Raw genomic sequence first — 15,766 nt, forward strand, 5'->3', positions numbered from 1 at the left:
GACGTATCCGCAAATGAATCCCGGAAACAGGAGGGTTCGTTATGATCCTGGAAGTCATCGCTACCTGTATTGACGATGCGTTAAGGGCTGAAGAAAATGGGGCAAATCGGCTGGAGCTGATCACGGCCGTTGCCGAAGGCGGGTTGACGCCGGGCATCGGATTGATCCGCCAGGTTGTAGGGGCTGTGCAGATTCCTGTCCATGTGATGGTCCGGCCGCACAGCCGCAGCTTTGTATACAGCAAGCTTGATCTGGAGACGATGATAGCCGAGATCCAGGCCATTAACGCGGCTGGTGCCGCAGGCATTGTAGTCGGTGCACTCACGGCGGAAGGGCTGATTGATGAAAACGCGCTGGGAGTGCTGCTTCCCTGGGCGGACGGGATGCAGATCACCTTCCACCGGGCTTTTGATGAACTGGAGGATCAGCTTGCAGGCCTGCAGACGCTAATGCGCTACCCGCAAATTACCCGGGTGCTGACCTCGGGGGGACTGAAGCCCGCAACCGAGGGGATGCCTGCTATTCGCAGACTTGTTGAGGCCACCGAAGGCCGCTCGCTTCGAATTCTTGCCGGGAACGGCCTGACTCCGGAAGCGGCCGGGTCTTTCATCGAACAGACTGGAGTTCCAGAAGTTCATTTCGGTTCCGCGGTCCGTTACGGACGTTCCGGTCTTGCACCGATTGATCCGGTGCAGCTGCGGGCATTGGCTGACAGCCTTGCTTCGTATTCCTGATCTTGATCTGGAACTGCGTAGGTATTGCATGCAAGAACAGGGAAGGCAACTGAGAATGGGACGAACCGGCTGATTGCGCTGGTAATCACGTTGATGATTGTAAGTGCTGATGAAGCAGATCGTAATTTCCAGGAGGCAGACAGCAAGCTTTGGTATTGCAAACTGTAAGCGCTGTCCGTGCGAAATTCCTAAATCTGCATGAAGCAACGGCAAGCACATGAAGCAAGCTGAAAGCTTCAACAGCAATGAGTCAACCAGGGCAGCGGGTAAAGCGGGGAAGAAATGCATGAAATATAGAGCGAACGTTGTCTTAAGTCCCATCCATACAGATCTGAAAATAGGTGATTGATTTGCAGAACACAGACAAATATGTTGTGGGAATTGACCTTGGTGGAACAAAGATCGCCGCAGCTCTCTTTAATGCTGACGGTGAGATATTGAACCGTGAACGCATGGAGACGGCGAACGCCCGCACAGCGGAAGAAGTCGTGCAGCGCATGGTGGAGATGATTCATTCCGTGTCCATGGAACACCCGGTATGCGGCGTAGGTCTGGCCTCGCCTGGGACCGTGAACAGTAAGGACGGTATCGTGCTTCAGGGCACGAACCTGCCGGAATGGAACAACGTCCCTCTGAAAAAGTGGATGGGAGACGCACTTGGCGTCGTGGTGGAGGTCGTTAATGACGCGAACGCAGCGGCATGGGGCGAGTATGTCCGGGGTGCGGGAAAAGGCTCCGGGAACATGGTATACATCACGTTCAGTACAGGCATCGGTGCGGGCATTGTCCTCGACGGGAAACTGTTCCTGGGCGCGACTTCCTTTGCCGGGGAGCTGGGCCATAACATTGTTGTGCCGGGTGGGCCGGCATGCATCTGCGGGAACAATGGCTGCTGGGAGATGTACGCTTCAGGAACCGCCATCCGCGACTCAGCGCTGGAACTTATGCTGAGCAACCCGTCCGTGATTGGAGAACTGGCGGCTGCAAGCGGTGAAGAGATCTCGGCCAAGCATGTGTTCGAAGCTCACCGTCAGGGTGACCCCATCGCCGCCCAAGTGGTGAACCGGGCGGTTCATTACATGGCGCTGGGCTTGGCCAACGCGATTCATACATTCAATCCCGACCGGATTGTAATCGGGGGCGGCGTAAGCAAGGCAGGCGACCTGCTGTTCCCGGCGCTTAAGGCGGAGACCGGGAAGCTGGTCATGAAGCCATACCGCGGCACGTATGAGATCGTGCCTGCGGGATTGCGGGACGACGTCGGCCTGATCGGAGCCGCGGCTTTGTTTCATACTTGATTTAAGCGGGAACTAATGAACTTTATGCTAAGCAACGGAGGGGGCGGAACGATTCTGAAGAAGCGAAGCGTTCACCTTTGTCCCGGATTTCACCCCTTAAGCGGTATAATCCAGAAATCTGGGACAACAGCGTTCGCAAGAACGTTCCGCATCCGGAGTAGTTTCTTCAGCCGTTGTGTGTATTTAGAATCACTTCAAAGGAGACGGGGGATTGTCGCATGAGCACAAGAGAGCAAAGGACCCGGTGGTTTTTGCAGGATCGGTTCGGCATGTTCATTCACTGGGGATTATATTCCATTCCCGCTAGGGGAGAATGGATTCGAGGCAACGAGCGGATGAGTTATGAGCAGTATCAAGTGTATTTTGACGAGTTCGACGCATCCCGGTATGAACCGAAGAAATGGGCGAAGGCCGCCAAGGCTGCAGGACAAAAGTATGCGGTGCTGACGACCAAGCACCACGACGGCTTCTGTCTGTTCGACAGCAAGCTGACGGATTTCAAGGCGACGAACACCCCGGCTGGACGAGACCTGGTTCGTGAATATGTGGATGCTTTTCGCGAGGAGGGCATTATGGTCGGACTGTATTATTCGATCATCGACTGGCATCATGACGATTATCCGGGATATGGGGACAAAGCGCACCCGGATCGGGACAATGAAGCGGCCAAGAACAAGCCAATCGACTTCGACCGATATCTGGACTACATGCATGGTCAGGTGAAGGAGCTACTCACGAACTACGGCAAGATTGACATCATGTGGTTCGATTTCTCCTATGATGATATGACCGGCGAGAAATGGAGAGCGACCGAGCTGATTCGGATGATTCGTTCCATCCATCCGGATATCATCATTGATAACCGCCTGGGCGGTAATATCCGGGCGGCAGAACCCGAGGAATATGCCGGGGATTTCTTCTCCCCGGAGCAGATCATTCCGCCTGGTGGCATCGTGGATGAGAAGGGGGAAGTTGTCCCTTGGGAAGCGTGTATCACCCTTAACGATAACTGGGGTTATCATGCTGCGGACAAGAACTACAAGTCAGCCAAGCAGGTGATCCGTACCCTGGTCGAATGCGTCAGCAAGAACGGGAACTTGCTGCTTAACGTGGCCCCGGATGCGAAAGGCGAGATCAACCGGGAGACACTGGAGGTGCTGGACGAAGTAGGGGAATGGCTGAGACTGAACGGTGACAGCATTTATGGTTGTAGGGCGGCCGATTTGCCGAAGCCCGAGTGGGGCCGCTACACCCAGAACGGGAACAGGCTGTATGCCCATGTATATGACCGGGGGATAGGCCCAATTTACTTCGAAGGGTTGAAGGGCAAGATTGAGAAAGCCAGACTGCTGCGGGATGGGACCGAACTTAAGGTAGAAGTTCCATGGATGGCGCTGGAATACTCCGACATTGAGAACGGCGCCTTCATTAATCTTGCCGGATCCAGGCTTCCGGATGAGAGCGATACGGTGATTGAGCTTCATCTGAGATAGGGCTGCGGCTTTAATTTTTAACAGAGTACAATCTATAGGGCTAAACAGAATTGCAGGACACGGAAGGTCATTCCGTGTCTTTTTTTCATCCTTCTTGATTGAGCTATAATTATATGGATTCACAAATTATGGATACATATAATTGTATTGATGGCATTTCAAAAGTCAATTTAAAATCACGGCTTTGACGTAACAAAATGGCAGAACCGTCTTCACATTCAGACCGGATTATTATTGAGTTGCTGTGGTTCTAAATCGGTTCCATACATTCTTTTTTTCGTGCTTATCACGTGCCGAGGCAAACTCAGCAAAATCAACTAAATTAGTTCCAGACTTTTTTATCACCTGACATCAGGGTCAGATTACCGAACTGTTTGCCCTCCTTCATGTAGGCGAAAGCCTGTACCGCGTCGCGCATCGGAAACACTTTATGTACGACAGGTTTGAGGTTGTGTTTCGCCACAAATTCGAGCATCGCATGGAATTCTTCCGAGCTGCCCATGGACGTTCCGATCACACTAAGTTGGGGAAAAAAGAGGGCGCGCAGCGGAAGTTCGACGGCATCTCCCGAGCTGGCTCCGAAACTGACGATACGCCCGTCCGGTTTAAGGATGTCGAAATAGTTGGGGAAGGTGGCGGGACCTATGCTGTCCAGCACCAAATCCGCCTTCGTTTCCTCGAAGCGGGCTTTCCAGCTTCCGCCGCTTTCAAAGCAGAAATCGGCACCGAGCTGCCGGGCCAGTTCCAGCTTGTGTTCGCTTCGGGAAGAGACACTGACCCGGGCCCCGGCAGCCTTGGCCATCTGGAGCGCGATCGTGGCGACACCTCCTCCGATACCGGGGATGACGACGTGCTGCCCCGCCTTAAGACCGCCCCGGGTAAATAACGCGCGGTAAGCGGTCAACGCGGACAAACCGAGAACGGCGGCTTCCTCCCAGGTGAGGTGAGAAGGTTTAGCGACGGCATTTTCTGCGGGCACGATGATAAAATCGGCAAAAGTCCCGTCGGAGGGACTTCCGATGATTTGAAGATCTTCCGGCAGGGAATCCGCCTTTTTCCAATTTAAAGTCGGATTCAGCGCAACTTCCAGGTTCAGAAGGTCGGGGGAAACGCCTTCTCCGATTTCCGTCACGATTCCCGCTCCGTCCGAGCCGGGTATTAACGGTCTGTCTCCGGCATTCCGGTCATTTATAACGAACAAATCGCGGTGATTGAGACCCGCTGCGATCAGCTTGACTTTAACTTCCCCGTATCCGGGATGCCTGTCTTCCGCTGTGGAATAGACCAGTCCGTCTACTCCGCTTTTTTCTCTATGCAGAACAGCTTTCATAACAAATCCCTCCGGTACAAAATCTTGTTGAATCAATAAGTTCTGACACGTTGAATTTTACACAGGGCCGGTCATCAAGTAAAATCATTAGAAATGAACAAAGGTATCGATTTCACTAATGGAATGTCAGGGAGGTCCAGATGGAGAGCGGTGATTTGAAAATATTCCGTACGGTGGCCCGGGAGGGGAGTATCACTAAGGCGGCGCATATTCTGAACTATGTCCAGTCCAATGTGACCAACCGGATCCAGCTCCTCGAAACGGAACTGGGCACGCAACTGTTCTACCGGTCCAGCAAAGGGATGAAGCTGACGGCGGCCGGTCAAAATTTGCTTGGGTACGCCGATAAAATTGTGGTTCTGCTGGAAGAAGCCGTGAAATCCGCCCAAGCGACGGATATTCCGAAAGGCCCGCTCCGGCTGGGCTCTCTCGAAACGACGGCCGCCATCCACCTGCCGCAGCTGCTGACCCGGTATCACGGTCTGTATCCGGAGGTCGAGCTTTCGCTGATCACCTCCGATTCGCACCAGCTTATCCGCAAAATCAAAGATTACGAGCTGGACGGAGCCTTCGTATACGGACCGGTCTCACAGGAAGAGCTCGAATGCCAACCCGCGTTCGAGGAAGAACTGGTGTTGATTTCGGAGCCGAAAGAAACGGATCTTGCCGAGCTGCTGAAGAAACCTCTGCTGTTTTTCGGTTCGGGCTGCTCCCACCGCGACAGAGTCGAGCGGCTGCTGGTTAAGGAAGGCGTCGAGGCCCGCCACATGATCGAGTTCGGTACCCTGGAGGCCATCATCGGAGGTGTCTCGGCGGGGCTTGGCGTCTCGCTGCTTCCCCGTTCGTCGATCAGCAGAATCGTTCAAGCCAGGGAGGTTTACCTGCATCCCATTCCGGAGGAATTCCGAGAAATCAACGTCGTGTTTATTTACCGGAAGGATTTGTTTAAAACGGAAGCATTCAAGCGGTTTCTGGATTTTTTGCGGAGTGAGGGGACAGGCGGCGTGGAAACTCCAGCAGCGGCAGCGTCGGGAGCGAGTTCAGCCCCGGGCCCAGGCCCAGCGGACAACCAACCCGCGGGTTCGTAAATTCGCCCGTACGGTCCGGTCAGGGCCGACATGTCGAGGCCGTTCCGGCAGGATGCGTCCGCTGCGGCAGTTCCGACAGGGTACCACCGCTTGCCAGGCAGCGACGGATCGCGCGCATCGACAAGTAAAAAAACCGATTTCCGGCAAAGATCCGGAAATCGGTTTTTGGGGTCGAGCCGCTTATTTCAGCTGCCACAGCGCCGGAACGTTGGAAGGCTCCCAGCCTGCGATCGAGGTGTGCGGCTGACGGCACTCGTAAGTCGAGCCGTTGTACGTCACGAGATTGCCTGTTGTGTAAGCCGTGTTGACCGCCCAAGCGGCAACCGCCGGGCCGGAAGTCGTCGTTACCGACACCGCGTTGCTGTTAGCGGATTCGTTGCCGGCGGCGTCAATCGCCCGCACTGTGAACGTATAAGCGGTGCTTGGCGTCAAGCCGGACACGGTATACGTAAGCGTCGAGCCCGAAACCGTGCCCGCAAGCGTTGTGCCCTTGTAAATCCGGTAGCCCGTAACGCCTACATTATCGGTGGCGGCATTCCAGCTCAGGACAACCGACGAGGATGAAGCCGTTCCGGCTGTCAGACCGGCAGGTGCCGTTGGCGCCTGGTTATCGACAGGAGCAGATCCCGTCGTGAACGTAACCGAATTGCTGGCCGGAGAAGTGTTGCCGGCCGCATCGACGGCTTTCACCGTGAAGGTGTAAGCCGTATTCGGAGTGAGGCCGGTTACATTGTAAGAGGTAGCGGATCCGCTTGTTGTCGTAACGTGCGTGGAACCGTTATAAATCTGATACCCGGTTACACCGACGTTATCCGTCGAAGCGCCCCAAGTCAGAGTAGCGCCCGTTGTCGTCACGTTGGACGCGGCTGCACCGGACGGTGCTGTCGGAGCGACTGTGTCGGAAGGATTGCTGCCGCCGAAATTAACGTCGATCACGTTGTAGAAAGCATTCGCTGTATCGGCGATTTCCCAGACAGCCAGGATGACCTGATAACCTGTTCTGGCGGGAACGTTACAAGTATCGGAGTAAGAGAACGGCGGCTGTTTACCGCCATAGTTCACGGAGCAGAACGGCGTCAGATCGAAAGAGTTTCTGGTCAGTGCGGAATTCGGATCCCAGTTGGCTTTGGTGATGTAATATTTCCAGCTTGTCGTCGCATGGGCGGCCGTCAGCTTCCAAGTGAACGTGTTCGTGCCGGAGGAGATGTTCACTTTGCTCCAGCGGGTTGCGGACTGCTCGTCCAATTTCGGGAAAGTTCCGCCTCCGCTCCCGATTTTACCGTCGGCAGGGCCCGCAGCGGGGAAGCCTTTCGCATATTCAAGGCTTTGAGGCTCATAAACGACAGCTCCGCAGTCTTTGTTGGTTCCCTGCTTACAGAGGTAAGCCCGGCTGCCGGGTGATTCGACATAGCCGTGGGCGGACGCTTTTTGAGCGAGTAAAAGCATGCAGACCGCAAGGATCAGGGACAATCCGGCGGCAAACAGAATCCGGGTCGTGACCGAGCGGGAGATACGAACAGTTGACATATAATTGGCCTCCTTTTAATGGGGAATGCTAAGAGAACGGCTTGAAAAGTCATTATCCTGGCAGCGGTAGTCCTGGACCATCTCCTTTCTGTGCTTGCGCAACGTGCAGAACGGAAATTTCGCGGGGCAACGCTAGGCTATCCCTCCTTATAGCAGGTGGATTTATATAAACTCCTGGGAGCTTATATACATAGAGAACAGGCGGAAACCGGGAGCTTGGAAGAGTTTGCGTGCGAGATGCAGAAGGCGGAGCAGGCAGAGTTGACCGGCATTCCGGGGTCAATGGCAGGTTGACCAGGCAATTATAGAGGCGCGGCTTAAACGGGTTTAAGCGCTTACAAGATTGAGGTTAAAAAAAACCGGAACCGAGAAGAAAGAGTCGTTTATCCAGAAAGATTATACCCGTATCATACAATCTATGCTAAAATTTGACAACCCTTATTTTCGTAGATTTAGTAAATTTATTCATAGATTACAGACCGGAACGCAGGAAGGTTCGGTTAAAAGCGAATTTTATCTTTGTTGTTCGGCAGGTTTGGACTACAATATTAGATAGGTCTGTGCATCGCGGTTAAAAGATAGAGAAAGAAAGAGGGATAGGATTGATTAAACGTTTTTTTGCTTATTACCGTCCTTACAGAGGACTGTTTATTCTGGATTTCGGCTGTGCCGTGATCGCGGGGCTGCTTGAGCTCGGCTTTCCGCTTGCGGTGAACTTGTTTCTGGACAAACTTCTTCCGAGCGGAGACTGGTCCCTGATCACTTGGGCTTGCATCGCTCTTCTGGTGATTTACTTGCTGAACATGGTCCTCAATTACGTCGTCACGTACTGGGGCCACATGCTCGGGGTAAACATCGAAACGGATATGAGGAAGAAACTGTTCGATCATATCCAGAAGCTCTCGTTCCGGTTCTTCGACAATAACAAGACCGGTCACCTCATGACCCGAATTACTAACGATTTGAACGAAATCGGGGAGATTGCCCACCATGGGCCGGAGGATGTTTTCATCGCCATAATGACCTTGATCGGGGCTTTCCTGCTCATGCTTTCGATCCATACGAAACTGGCCCTGCTTACGTTTATAGTCATTCCTCTGCTTGCCTGGTTTGCCATCTATTTTACCAAAAAAATGACCCGTACGTATGAAAGGCTGTTCGGCAATGTGGCCGAATTTAACAGCCGGGTCGAAAACAATATCAGCGGAATCCGCGTAGTCCAGGCATTCGCGAACGAAGAATACGAAAAGAATTTGTTTAAAGGAACCAACCAGCAGTATCGTCAGACGAAACTGCTTGCCTATAAGCTGATGGCGAAAAGCATGTCGATCAGCTACATGATGATGCGCTTCGTTTCGCTTTTCGTTATGCTGTGCGGAACTTATTTCGTCATCCAGGGCGAATTGTCGTACGGCCAGTTTGTCGCGTTCCTGCTCCTGTCCAACGTGTTTTTCCGTCCGATCGAGAAAATCAACGCCGTGCTGGAAAGCTATCCGAAAGGCATTGCCGGGTTTAAAAGGTACATCTCGATCATAGACACGGAACCCGATGTAGCGGACGGCAAAGACGCGGTGAGCGTGGATAAGCTTAAGGGCGACATTGTCTTCGATTCGGTTACATTCGGATACCACGACCAGAAGAACATTCTCGACAAGCTGAGCCTGAACATTCGGGCCGGGGAAACCATTGCCTTTGTAGGGCCGTCCGGTGCGGGGAAAACGACGATCTGCAGTCTGCTTCCCCGGTTCTACGACTGCAAAAGCGGCGCTATCCGCATCGACGGCATGGATGTCCGGGATATGACGCTGGAATCTCTGCGTAACCAGATCGGAATTGTGCAGCAGGATGTGTACTTGTTCGAAGGCACCATCCGGCAAAATATCGCTTACGGAAAGCTGAGAGCGAGCGAGGAAGAAATTTGGGAAGCCGCACGGCAGGCCCAGCTGGAAGAATTTATTCTGAAGCAGCCGGACGGAATGGAAACGATGATCGGCGAAAGAGGCGTCAAGCTGTCCGGAGGACAGAAGCAGCGTCTCGCGATCGCCAGAATCTTCCTGAAAAATCCGCCGATTCTCATTCTCGACGAAGCGACTTCGGCGCTGGATACGGCCACGGAGCTGGCTATTCAGCAATCGCTGACCGAGCTGTCGAAAGGGCGGACGACTCTTGTTATCGCCCACAGGCTCGCCACGATCAAGAACGCCGACCGCATCATCGTCGTAACCGAACGGGGAGTCGCCGAGGAAGGCTCCCACAAGGAGCTTGTCGCCGCCGGAGGCATCTACAGCGGCTTGCACAAAGCGCAGTTCGGCGTCTGACGCGGGCAGTGTGGGCAGCCTTGCGTCAATAAATGAAGCAGCAGGTCAGTAAGCCCGGCAGGAGTGTGAACGGAACCTTGCCGCACTAGCAAGTATGAGCCGCTTTTTAAGCGGCTTTTTCTTATGGGAGCGGCTTTCCGACAAAGGTAAGAGCATGAACCTTAGCGGTCCATGCTCTTGCCTGCATGCTTATAGAAGCTGTTACCCGTGTCTCTCAGCCGGAAAGAAATGAACCAAAGCAGCAGCGCCAGTCCGGCAAATAGGAACAGCGTAACCGAAAGCTCTTCCAGAGCCAAGCTCCAGCCGATTAGAAGAGAAATGAGCGATCCTCCCAAGCTCGCGGCAGCGATAAAGTAGCTTGTCACCTCATCTACATATCCCCGCTTCACGGAGGCCGCAAATGTAATGGCAACCGGAAACAGGGGAGATGCCGCAATGCCCGTTAGAAAAATGACCCCCAGCGCCAGGATTGCATCATGGAGAAAGGGGAACACGCCTAAAAGTAAAATCAGACACAGAGCGGAAATTTGCAGCATCGGCAGAGGCGGAATCTTCTTTCCTTTAACGGCGAGCACGGTTCGTCCGATAACCATCGAAGCCCAGAATACGGAAACTCCGATCAGGCTGTAGGACTCAAATCCGCCGACAATCATCAGTGAAGGCAAAAAGTTCGCATAGCTGGTCTCGATCCCGGCATAAACGAAGGCGAACAGAATGAGCAGGCTCAAGCTGCGCTTTTCCCCTCTCATCAATCCGCTTTCCGGGAAAAACTCTTCCGTCCCGCTTCCGGCTCCTTCGGGCTGCGGAAACCGCTGCTTCGGCCGGACGACTGATATCAAGGACACCCAAGCCGCCAGCAGCACTGCAATTGTACTGAGCAGGGAGTACAGAACCAAGGGAAGCACGTCTTCGCCGGCCAGCACATGGATAAGGATGGGGAAGAGCAGGGCCCCGAAGCCGAAGAATACCTCCAGCTTCGCCATCCCTGCCTTGCCGTTTTCCCCCTGCGCTATGATTAAAGCCCCTACGGTCGTCTCCAGCGTGCCCGCCCCGTATCCGATCAGGAACCCTGTCAGAGAGAGCAATTCCCATCTGTCGATCCACAGATAACCCGCCAAGGCGGCCCCGACCATACTCAGTCCGATCGTAATGACGACGAACGGGCCGATTTTCTTGGATAGAACGGGAGAGAAGAGGACACCGATGAGAAACCCGATAAACTGCACAGACAGGATCACTGAGATTTCCTGGGCTCCAATGTCGTAGCGTGCAAAAAAATGAGGTGACAAACTGCCGATGAACACATGAACGACGCCAACCAGAAAATAAAAGGCGCAGCCCATCCAAAGGACGATTCGCATCGTCGGCCTCCAATCTGCGGAAGGCAATCAGGGGATTAGGCCTGCATCACAAGCGTGCCTGAAAGATCCTTCGCGTGTGTTTCGAAGAACAGATTCAGCGTAGCTTGAGAACGGTACCCGTCCGCAAAGCTCGGCAGACCCATTCGGCTTTTCCGGAGAATGGCGTCCACCCATGCCATCTGCTCGATCCGGAATGAATCCGCCCATCCGTGAAACTCGCCTGCCGGGTCCGTCAATAAGGCGGGAGGGAGATCGAAGCTTGCGGACGAGATTCCTTCCGTGATGGTATAACTCAGCGGATTGCGGGTGTGATAATGGAAATTTTTGCGGTGTCCGATGACCTCGATGCCAAACCCGCATTCCTCGGGAACCGTGCTCTTAGAGGTAACCATATGAATGAACACCTGATTACGGAGCTGTCCCAGAATCTCCGAATAGTCGTCGACCTGGACCTCCCTGTTTTCTTTTTCCTTCACATGGGTGGCCATTTTGACACGGATCGATTCGGGCCGGAAATCCGAACGGAACAGATACCAGATCATGTCGATCAGGTGTATGCCGAGATCGCCCAGGGCGCCGCTAGTCTGCTTGCTGGCTTCGCTGTCTCTCCAAGTGAAGGTTTTTTTTCTCAGAGCGCTGTCTTTCTTAAAGGAGATATTGAACGAAATGATGCCGCCGTGTCCGCCGTTGCGGATGAACTCCATCAGGATATGGACGAATGACAAATACCGGTAGTTGAATCCCATCATGGCGATGGCATGGGCCTTCTCCGTATAGTCCCGCATCACCTGGGCTTCCTCGAGAGTGATGGCCATCGGTTTCTCGCACAGGACATGCTTGCCTGCAGCCAAGGCCTGCAGCGCATGCTCCTTATGCTTGAAGTTAGGGGAAGCGACAATAATGCCGTCCGAGGAATCCAGCAAGTCCTCGTACCTTTCGAAGGCCTGTCCCCCGAAGGTGGACGCGAATCGTTCGCCTGCGGGCTGATGAATATCATGTACGCCTGTCAGTACGGCTTCTTTGACCGTTGACAGTGCTTTGGCATGCGTCATGGCAATATTCCCGGCTCCGATAATACCAATCTTGATCATCTTGATTTCCTCTCCCTTATCCGTGGTTTTTCTCTCTGATCAAACAAAGGGTCTTTGAATCGTCATGCTCCCGCTTGCAGGTGTTCTTTCAGTACATGAAGAATGCCTTTCACATAAGCCCCTTCGGAGACCAGGGGATGCAGGCCCTTGGCTTCCTCCGTCGCGTTGTGAACCAAGTAGCCGTGCCGGACGGCCTGGAGCATAAGCAGGTCGTTTCCGCTGTCGCCAAAAGCAAATGCATGCTCGGGTTGAACGCCGTACCGCTCCAACATGAAGCGCACGATCTCGGCCTTGCCGGTCCCGAGCGGAATAAAGTCCACGTCATAACAGTCCTCCGGATCGCCCGCCAGCGGATTGCACCGGTTGATATTGACGTCTACCCGGTACCGGCCGGCCAAATCGCGGATGTGCTTTATCGTATGCAGGTCCGTCAGGGGGTCCCTTTGCCTATAGTAAAAATTCCACTTGAAACGGGAGCTGCCCAGCTGGGTCTGAGGGGTCAGGTCCACGTCGTACTCCTGAGACAACTCCCGGACCAGCGTTTTGACCGCTTCTTCGGAGAAACCGCTGCTTTCAAGCCGGAGGTCCCACTGCTCATCCCTCACGCCGTAACGTTCCTGAGTCACATAGGTCAGCTCCGTCCCGAGGTCACTTGCGATAAAGTGAGGGAAAATCCGGAATTTTCCCCCGCTCATTTTACGCAAAATATCCTCGAGTTTGCTGCCGCTCACCCAGCCGATCATCAATTCTCCCTCGCGGCTCTTCCGTTCAATGAACGCTTCAAGCTCTTCCAGCTCCCTGCGGTGTTCGTTCAGCAGGACGTGCGGGAAATAAGTTTCGTCAAAGTCGCAGAACACAAGGTGCTTTGGCTTCAAGGGATGTTCCAGCCGGATGAAGTTGTCCTTATACTCCGATAACACGTCGCAGTCCCTCCATCAGATGATCTTGTTCTTCCCAGGTCAAATGCGGATACATGGGCAGATGCAGCAGCCGGCTGTGCGTCTGCTCCGTTTGCGGAAGCCGCGCATCCTTATAGCGGACATTCACGAACGGGGTATTCTGCCTGTGGGACAAAACGGGATAGTAGATATCGGTTTCGGCCGAGTACTTGTCCATCAGCTCGCGCCGAACCAGGTCCCTGTCTGCGCTCAGGATTTGAATGGGGAAGTGATGCCAGACATGATCATCTGACAATTCGGGCAGCCGGATTTTCTGGCTGTCGGCCAGCGATTGCAGGCCTTGGCGGTACCGGTCGGCCAGAACCGTCCGTTTGAAGTTGTTCAGGGACAAATGTTTCATCCGCTCGATCCCGATGGCGGCCTGCAGGTTATCCATTCGGCTGTTGTATCCGAAGTCTCTTACTTTCCGGTTCTTGACGTTCACCTCAAATCCGTGATAGCTGAACTGCATGCAGCGCTGCGCCGCTTCTTCATCGTCGAGAGCTATCGCGCCTCCTTTGCCGCATACCCCCACATTCTTGTACGGGTTGAAGCTCAGAATCAGGGCATCTCCCTCCCGTCCAAGCTCCGTTACGCCAATTGCTTGGCAGGCGTCCTCCACAATCTTCAGGCGGTAGCGGTCCGCGAGCTCACGGAGACTTGCCATGTTCGCTTTCTTCCCGTATAAATGCACCGGGAGGATAAATCGGGTTCGGGGCGTAATGGCCACTTCTGTGCTTGCCGGGTCCAGCGTATAAGTATGCGGATCAATATCCGCATAGACGGGGATACCGCCTACTGCAAGCACGGCATTTTCGGTTGCGGCAAAGCTGTTGGCCGGCATAATGACTTCATCGCCGGGGCGAAGGCCCAAGGCGAGCAGAGCCACCATCGCTGCATCCGTCCCGCTGGAGGTGGCGATGATATATTTTTTTCGCAGGTAGCCTGACAGGATCTCTTCAAAGCGGTTCACGTACGGTCCGCTGGTAAACTGCCCTGTCGGGAGCACGACTCTCATTACCGCCAGAATCGCTTCCACCTCTTCTGCGGAGATTAGCCTGTTCACAGGCAGGAAGTCGACTTTGCCGCGGAATTCGGAGAGGGCGGGGAATAGAGAGCGAATCCAAGTATTAATTGTATTTTCTCTCCCTGAAATGTATAATTTTTCTATTAACTGGGTGTTCACCAAATGGTTTTCAAAGCAATCCGGTTCTACGTCACGACCTGTTTTGATGCGATCCAACAGATGAAGATAGTCCTTGCTTGTTCCCCAATATTTGTTTTTAGTGGTCAGCACGGTTTTTCCTCCGTTTCCCGAATTATTTATTGATAGTTCCTATCCGCCTTCATCGTAAATTATGAAATCGATGACAGGTCAAGACATTTTTTGGAGGAAGATCCATGCCTACGATACAAGAGATCGCCAAGCTCTGCAAAGTGTCGACATCCACGGTGTCGAGGGTCTTGAACAATCATCCGTATGTTTCCGAGAAGATAAGGAGGGAAGTGTTACGGGTTATTGAAGAAATGAACTACACGCCGCATTTTTTGGCCAGGGGGCTTCGCACCAACAGCTCCAAATTACTTGCCGTCTCCGTCCCCAAGGCGGACCATCCCTTTTTTGCGGGTCTGATCAAGGGAATATCGCTGCAGGCGCTGGAATTCAATTACAAGGTGTGCGTATTTCAAACCTTCTATTGTAAAGAAAACGAGCTTGAATTGATGAAGCTTCTCCAGAATAGGGAAGTGGACGGGATCATTCTTGGCGCACTGGAGAACATGTGGGACGATATCGCTCCTTACCTGAAGCGGGGACCCATCCTCATGTGCAACGAGTTTCATGAAACCGCGCCGGTCCCCATTCTGTGCTACAACGAATTCGAATCAGGATATACCGCGGTGCGGCACCTGATCGAAAGAGGGTACCGGGACATCGGCTTTTGCTTCGACACGGCCAACAGCGCAGCGCAGAACATGCGGAAGAAGGGGTATTTGGCCGCCCTGTCGGACCACAACCTGCCTTATCGCGAGGAGTGGATCTTTGACGGAGCCTTTTCGATCCTGGACGGCATCCGTATTATGGACCGGATCCACCATCTGCCGGAGAAGAAACCGACCGCGCTTTTCTCGGGCAGCGACCAGGTTGCGGCAGGGTTGATCAAACAGGCTGTGAATCTCGGATATAGCGTGCCTGGGGACTTGGCCGTGATCGGATACGACAATCAGCCGATCTGCAGGGTAACGACGCCGACCATTACGAGCATCGATATTCCGGTCGAGCAGTTGGGACGACAAGCCGTTACCAGGCTTCTTGCCTGCTTGACGGAGGAGCTCCCGTTGAAGCGCGAGGTCACTCTGTTCCCTACAGCCTTGGTGGTACGGGAGTCGACATGAGGAGGGGGCTAAGATTTATAGGATGAAAGATGCTCACCCAAGGGGAGTATGTTATCTCTTGCCGTGTGGAAGAAGACGATAGTGAGTCTCTTGATTCAGTAGAAGTAGGGGCCGTTGTCTACAGCTTCCATAATCTTCATTTTCAAATCCTTTATTAAATGAATAGATTGTTATTCAATCGCGCGATAGTAAAA

12 protein-coding genes are annotated in these 15,766 nt (G+C 53.5%); 6 read left to right on the forward strand and 6 right to left on the reverse strand.

Annotation, left to right across the window (positions count from 1 at the left end; all coding sequences use genetic code 11):
* The first annotated feature begins 41 nt into the window (after window positions 1-41).
* The 3 genes from HMPREF1207_RS25655 (at window position 42) to HMPREF1207_RS25665 (ending at window position 3,525) form a co-directional block, all read left to right on the forward strand.
* Window positions 42-734 carry a copper homeostasis protein CutC gene (locus tag HMPREF1207_RS25655; RefSeq protein ID WP_009673819.1) on the forward strand — a complete coding sequence of 231 codons (693 nt, stop codon included), beginning with the start codon at window positions 42-44 and terminating at the stop codon, window positions 732-734.
* 374 nt (window positions 735-1,108) lie between these two features.
* Window positions 1,109-2,032 carry an ROK family protein gene (locus HMPREF1207_RS25660; RefSeq protein WP_231392180.1) on the forward strand — a complete coding sequence of 308 codons (924 nt, stop codon included), beginning with the start codon at window positions 1,109-1,111 and terminating at the stop codon, window positions 2,030-2,032.
* 218 nt (window positions 2,033-2,250) lie between these two features.
* Window positions 2,251-3,525 carry an alpha-L-fucosidase gene (locus HMPREF1207_RS25665; protein ID WP_016424144.1) on the forward strand — a complete coding sequence of 425 codons (1,275 nt, stop codon included), beginning with the start codon at window positions 2,251-2,253 and terminating at the stop codon, window positions 3,523-3,525.
* Window positions 3,526-3,847: 322 nt separating this feature from the next.
* Here HMPREF1207_RS25665 and HMPREF1207_RS25670 read toward each other — a convergent pair whose 3' ends face one another.
* Complete coding sequence (locus tag HMPREF1207_RS25670) at window positions 3,848-4,855, reverse strand: quinone oxidoreductase family protein (RefSeq protein ID WP_009673708.1); 1,008 nt, start codon at window positions 4,853-4,855, stop codon at window positions 3,848-3,850.
* A gap of 140 nt (window positions 4,856-4,995) precedes the next feature.
* Between HMPREF1207_RS25670 and HMPREF1207_RS25675 the strand changes: the two genes are divergently transcribed.
* Complete coding sequence (locus tag HMPREF1207_RS25675) at window positions 4,996-5,943, forward strand: LysR family transcriptional regulator (protein WP_009673869.1); 948 nt, start codon at window positions 4,996-4,998, stop codon at window positions 5,941-5,943.
* A gap of 180 nt (window positions 5,944-6,123) precedes the next feature.
* Here HMPREF1207_RS25675 and HMPREF1207_RS25680 read toward each other — a convergent pair whose 3' ends face one another.
* Window positions 6,124-7,470 carry a lytic polysaccharide monooxygenase gene (locus HMPREF1207_RS25680; protein ID WP_009673792.1) on the reverse strand — a complete coding sequence of 449 codons (1,347 nt, stop codon included), beginning with the start codon at window positions 7,468-7,470 and terminating at the stop codon, window positions 6,124-6,126.
* A gap of 602 nt (window positions 7,471-8,072) precedes the next feature.
* On the opposite strand from HMPREF1207_RS25680, the gene HMPREF1207_RS25685 reads away from it, so the two are divergent.
* Window positions 8,073-9,788, forward strand: coding sequence for an ABC transporter ATP-binding protein (locus HMPREF1207_RS25685; RefSeq protein WP_009673710.1), 1,716 nt, complete (start codon window positions 8,073-8,075; stop codon window positions 9,786-9,788).
* 161 nt (window positions 9,789-9,949) lie between these two features.
* Here HMPREF1207_RS25685 and HMPREF1207_RS25690 read toward each other — a convergent pair whose 3' ends face one another.
* The 4 genes from HMPREF1207_RS25690 to HMPREF1207_RS25705 all read right to left on the reverse strand — a co-directional run bounded on the left by HMPREF1207_RS25690 (window position 9,950) and on the right by HMPREF1207_RS25705 (window position 14,472).
* Complete coding sequence (locus tag HMPREF1207_RS25690; RefSeq protein ID WP_009673698.1) at window positions 9,950-11,149, reverse strand: MFS transporter; 1,200 nt, start codon at window positions 11,147-11,149, stop codon at window positions 9,950-9,952.
* 35 nt (window positions 11,150-11,184) lie between these two features.
* Window positions 11,185-12,240, reverse strand: coding sequence for a Gfo/Idh/MocA family protein (locus HMPREF1207_RS25695; protein WP_009673798.1), 1,056 nt, complete (start codon window positions 12,238-12,240; stop codon window positions 11,185-11,187).
* Window positions 12,241-12,302: 62 nt separating this feature from the next.
* Window positions 12,303-13,160: an HAD-IIB family hydrolase gene (locus HMPREF1207_RS25700; protein WP_009673561.1), complete on the reverse strand. Its 858-nt coding sequence runs from the start codon at window positions 13,158-13,160 to the stop codon at window positions 12,303-12,305.
* Entirely contained in the window at window positions 13,144-14,472 is a 1,329-nt protein-coding gene (locus HMPREF1207_RS25705; RefSeq protein ID WP_442950139.1) for a DegT/DnrJ/EryC1/StrS family aminotransferase, read from the reverse strand. The genes HMPREF1207_RS25700 and HMPREF1207_RS25705 overlap by 17 nt, the downstream gene beginning before the upstream one ends.
* A 107-nt stretch (window positions 14,473-14,579) precedes the next feature.
* Between HMPREF1207_RS25705 and HMPREF1207_RS25710 the strand changes: the two genes are divergently transcribed.
* Window positions 14,580-15,572, forward strand: a complete 993-nt coding sequence (locus HMPREF1207_RS25710) for a LacI family DNA-binding transcriptional regulator (RefSeq protein WP_009673713.1) — start codon at window positions 14,580-14,582, stop codon at window positions 15,570-15,572.
* Window positions 15,573-15,766 lie beyond the last annotated feature (194 nt).

It is taken from the genome of Paenibacillus sp. HGH0039, from assembly GCF_000411255.1.
Lineage (GTDB): Bacteria > Bacillota > Bacilli > Paenibacillales > NBRC-103111 > Paenibacillus_F.

Bases quoted from the DNA above. Each gene is read 5' to 3' on its own strand.
- HMPREF1207_RS25655 (WP_009673819.1), top strand. From the start codon at position 42: ATGATCCTGGAAGTCATCGCTACCTGTATTGACGATGCGTTAAGGGCT.
- HMPREF1207_RS25665 (WP_016424144.1), top strand. From the start codon at position 2,251: ATGAGCACAAGAGAGCAAAGGACCCGGTGGTTTTTGCAGGATCGGTTC.
- HMPREF1207_RS25670 (WP_009673708.1), bottom strand. From the start codon at position 4,855: ATGAAAGCTGTTCTGCATAGAGAAAAAAGCGGAGTAGACGGACTGGTC.
- HMPREF1207_RS25675 (WP_009673869.1), top strand. From the start codon at position 4,996: ATGGAGAGCGGTGATTTGAAAATATTCCGTACGGTGGCCCGGGAGGGG.
- HMPREF1207_RS25680 (WP_009673792.1), bottom strand. From the start codon at position 7,470: ATGTCAACTGTTCGTATCTCCCGCTCGGTCACGACCCGGATTCTGTTT.
- HMPREF1207_RS25690 (WP_009673698.1), bottom strand. From the start codon at position 11,149: ATGCGAATCGTCCTTTGGATGGGCTGCGCCTTTTATTTTCTGGTTGGC.
- HMPREF1207_RS25695 (WP_009673798.1), bottom strand. From the start codon at position 12,240: ATGATCAAGATTGGTATTATCGGAGCCGGGAATATTGCCATGACGCAT.
- HMPREF1207_RS25710 (WP_009673713.1), top strand. From the start codon at position 14,580: ATGCCTACGATACAAGAGATCGCCAAGCTCTGCAAAGTGTCGACATCC.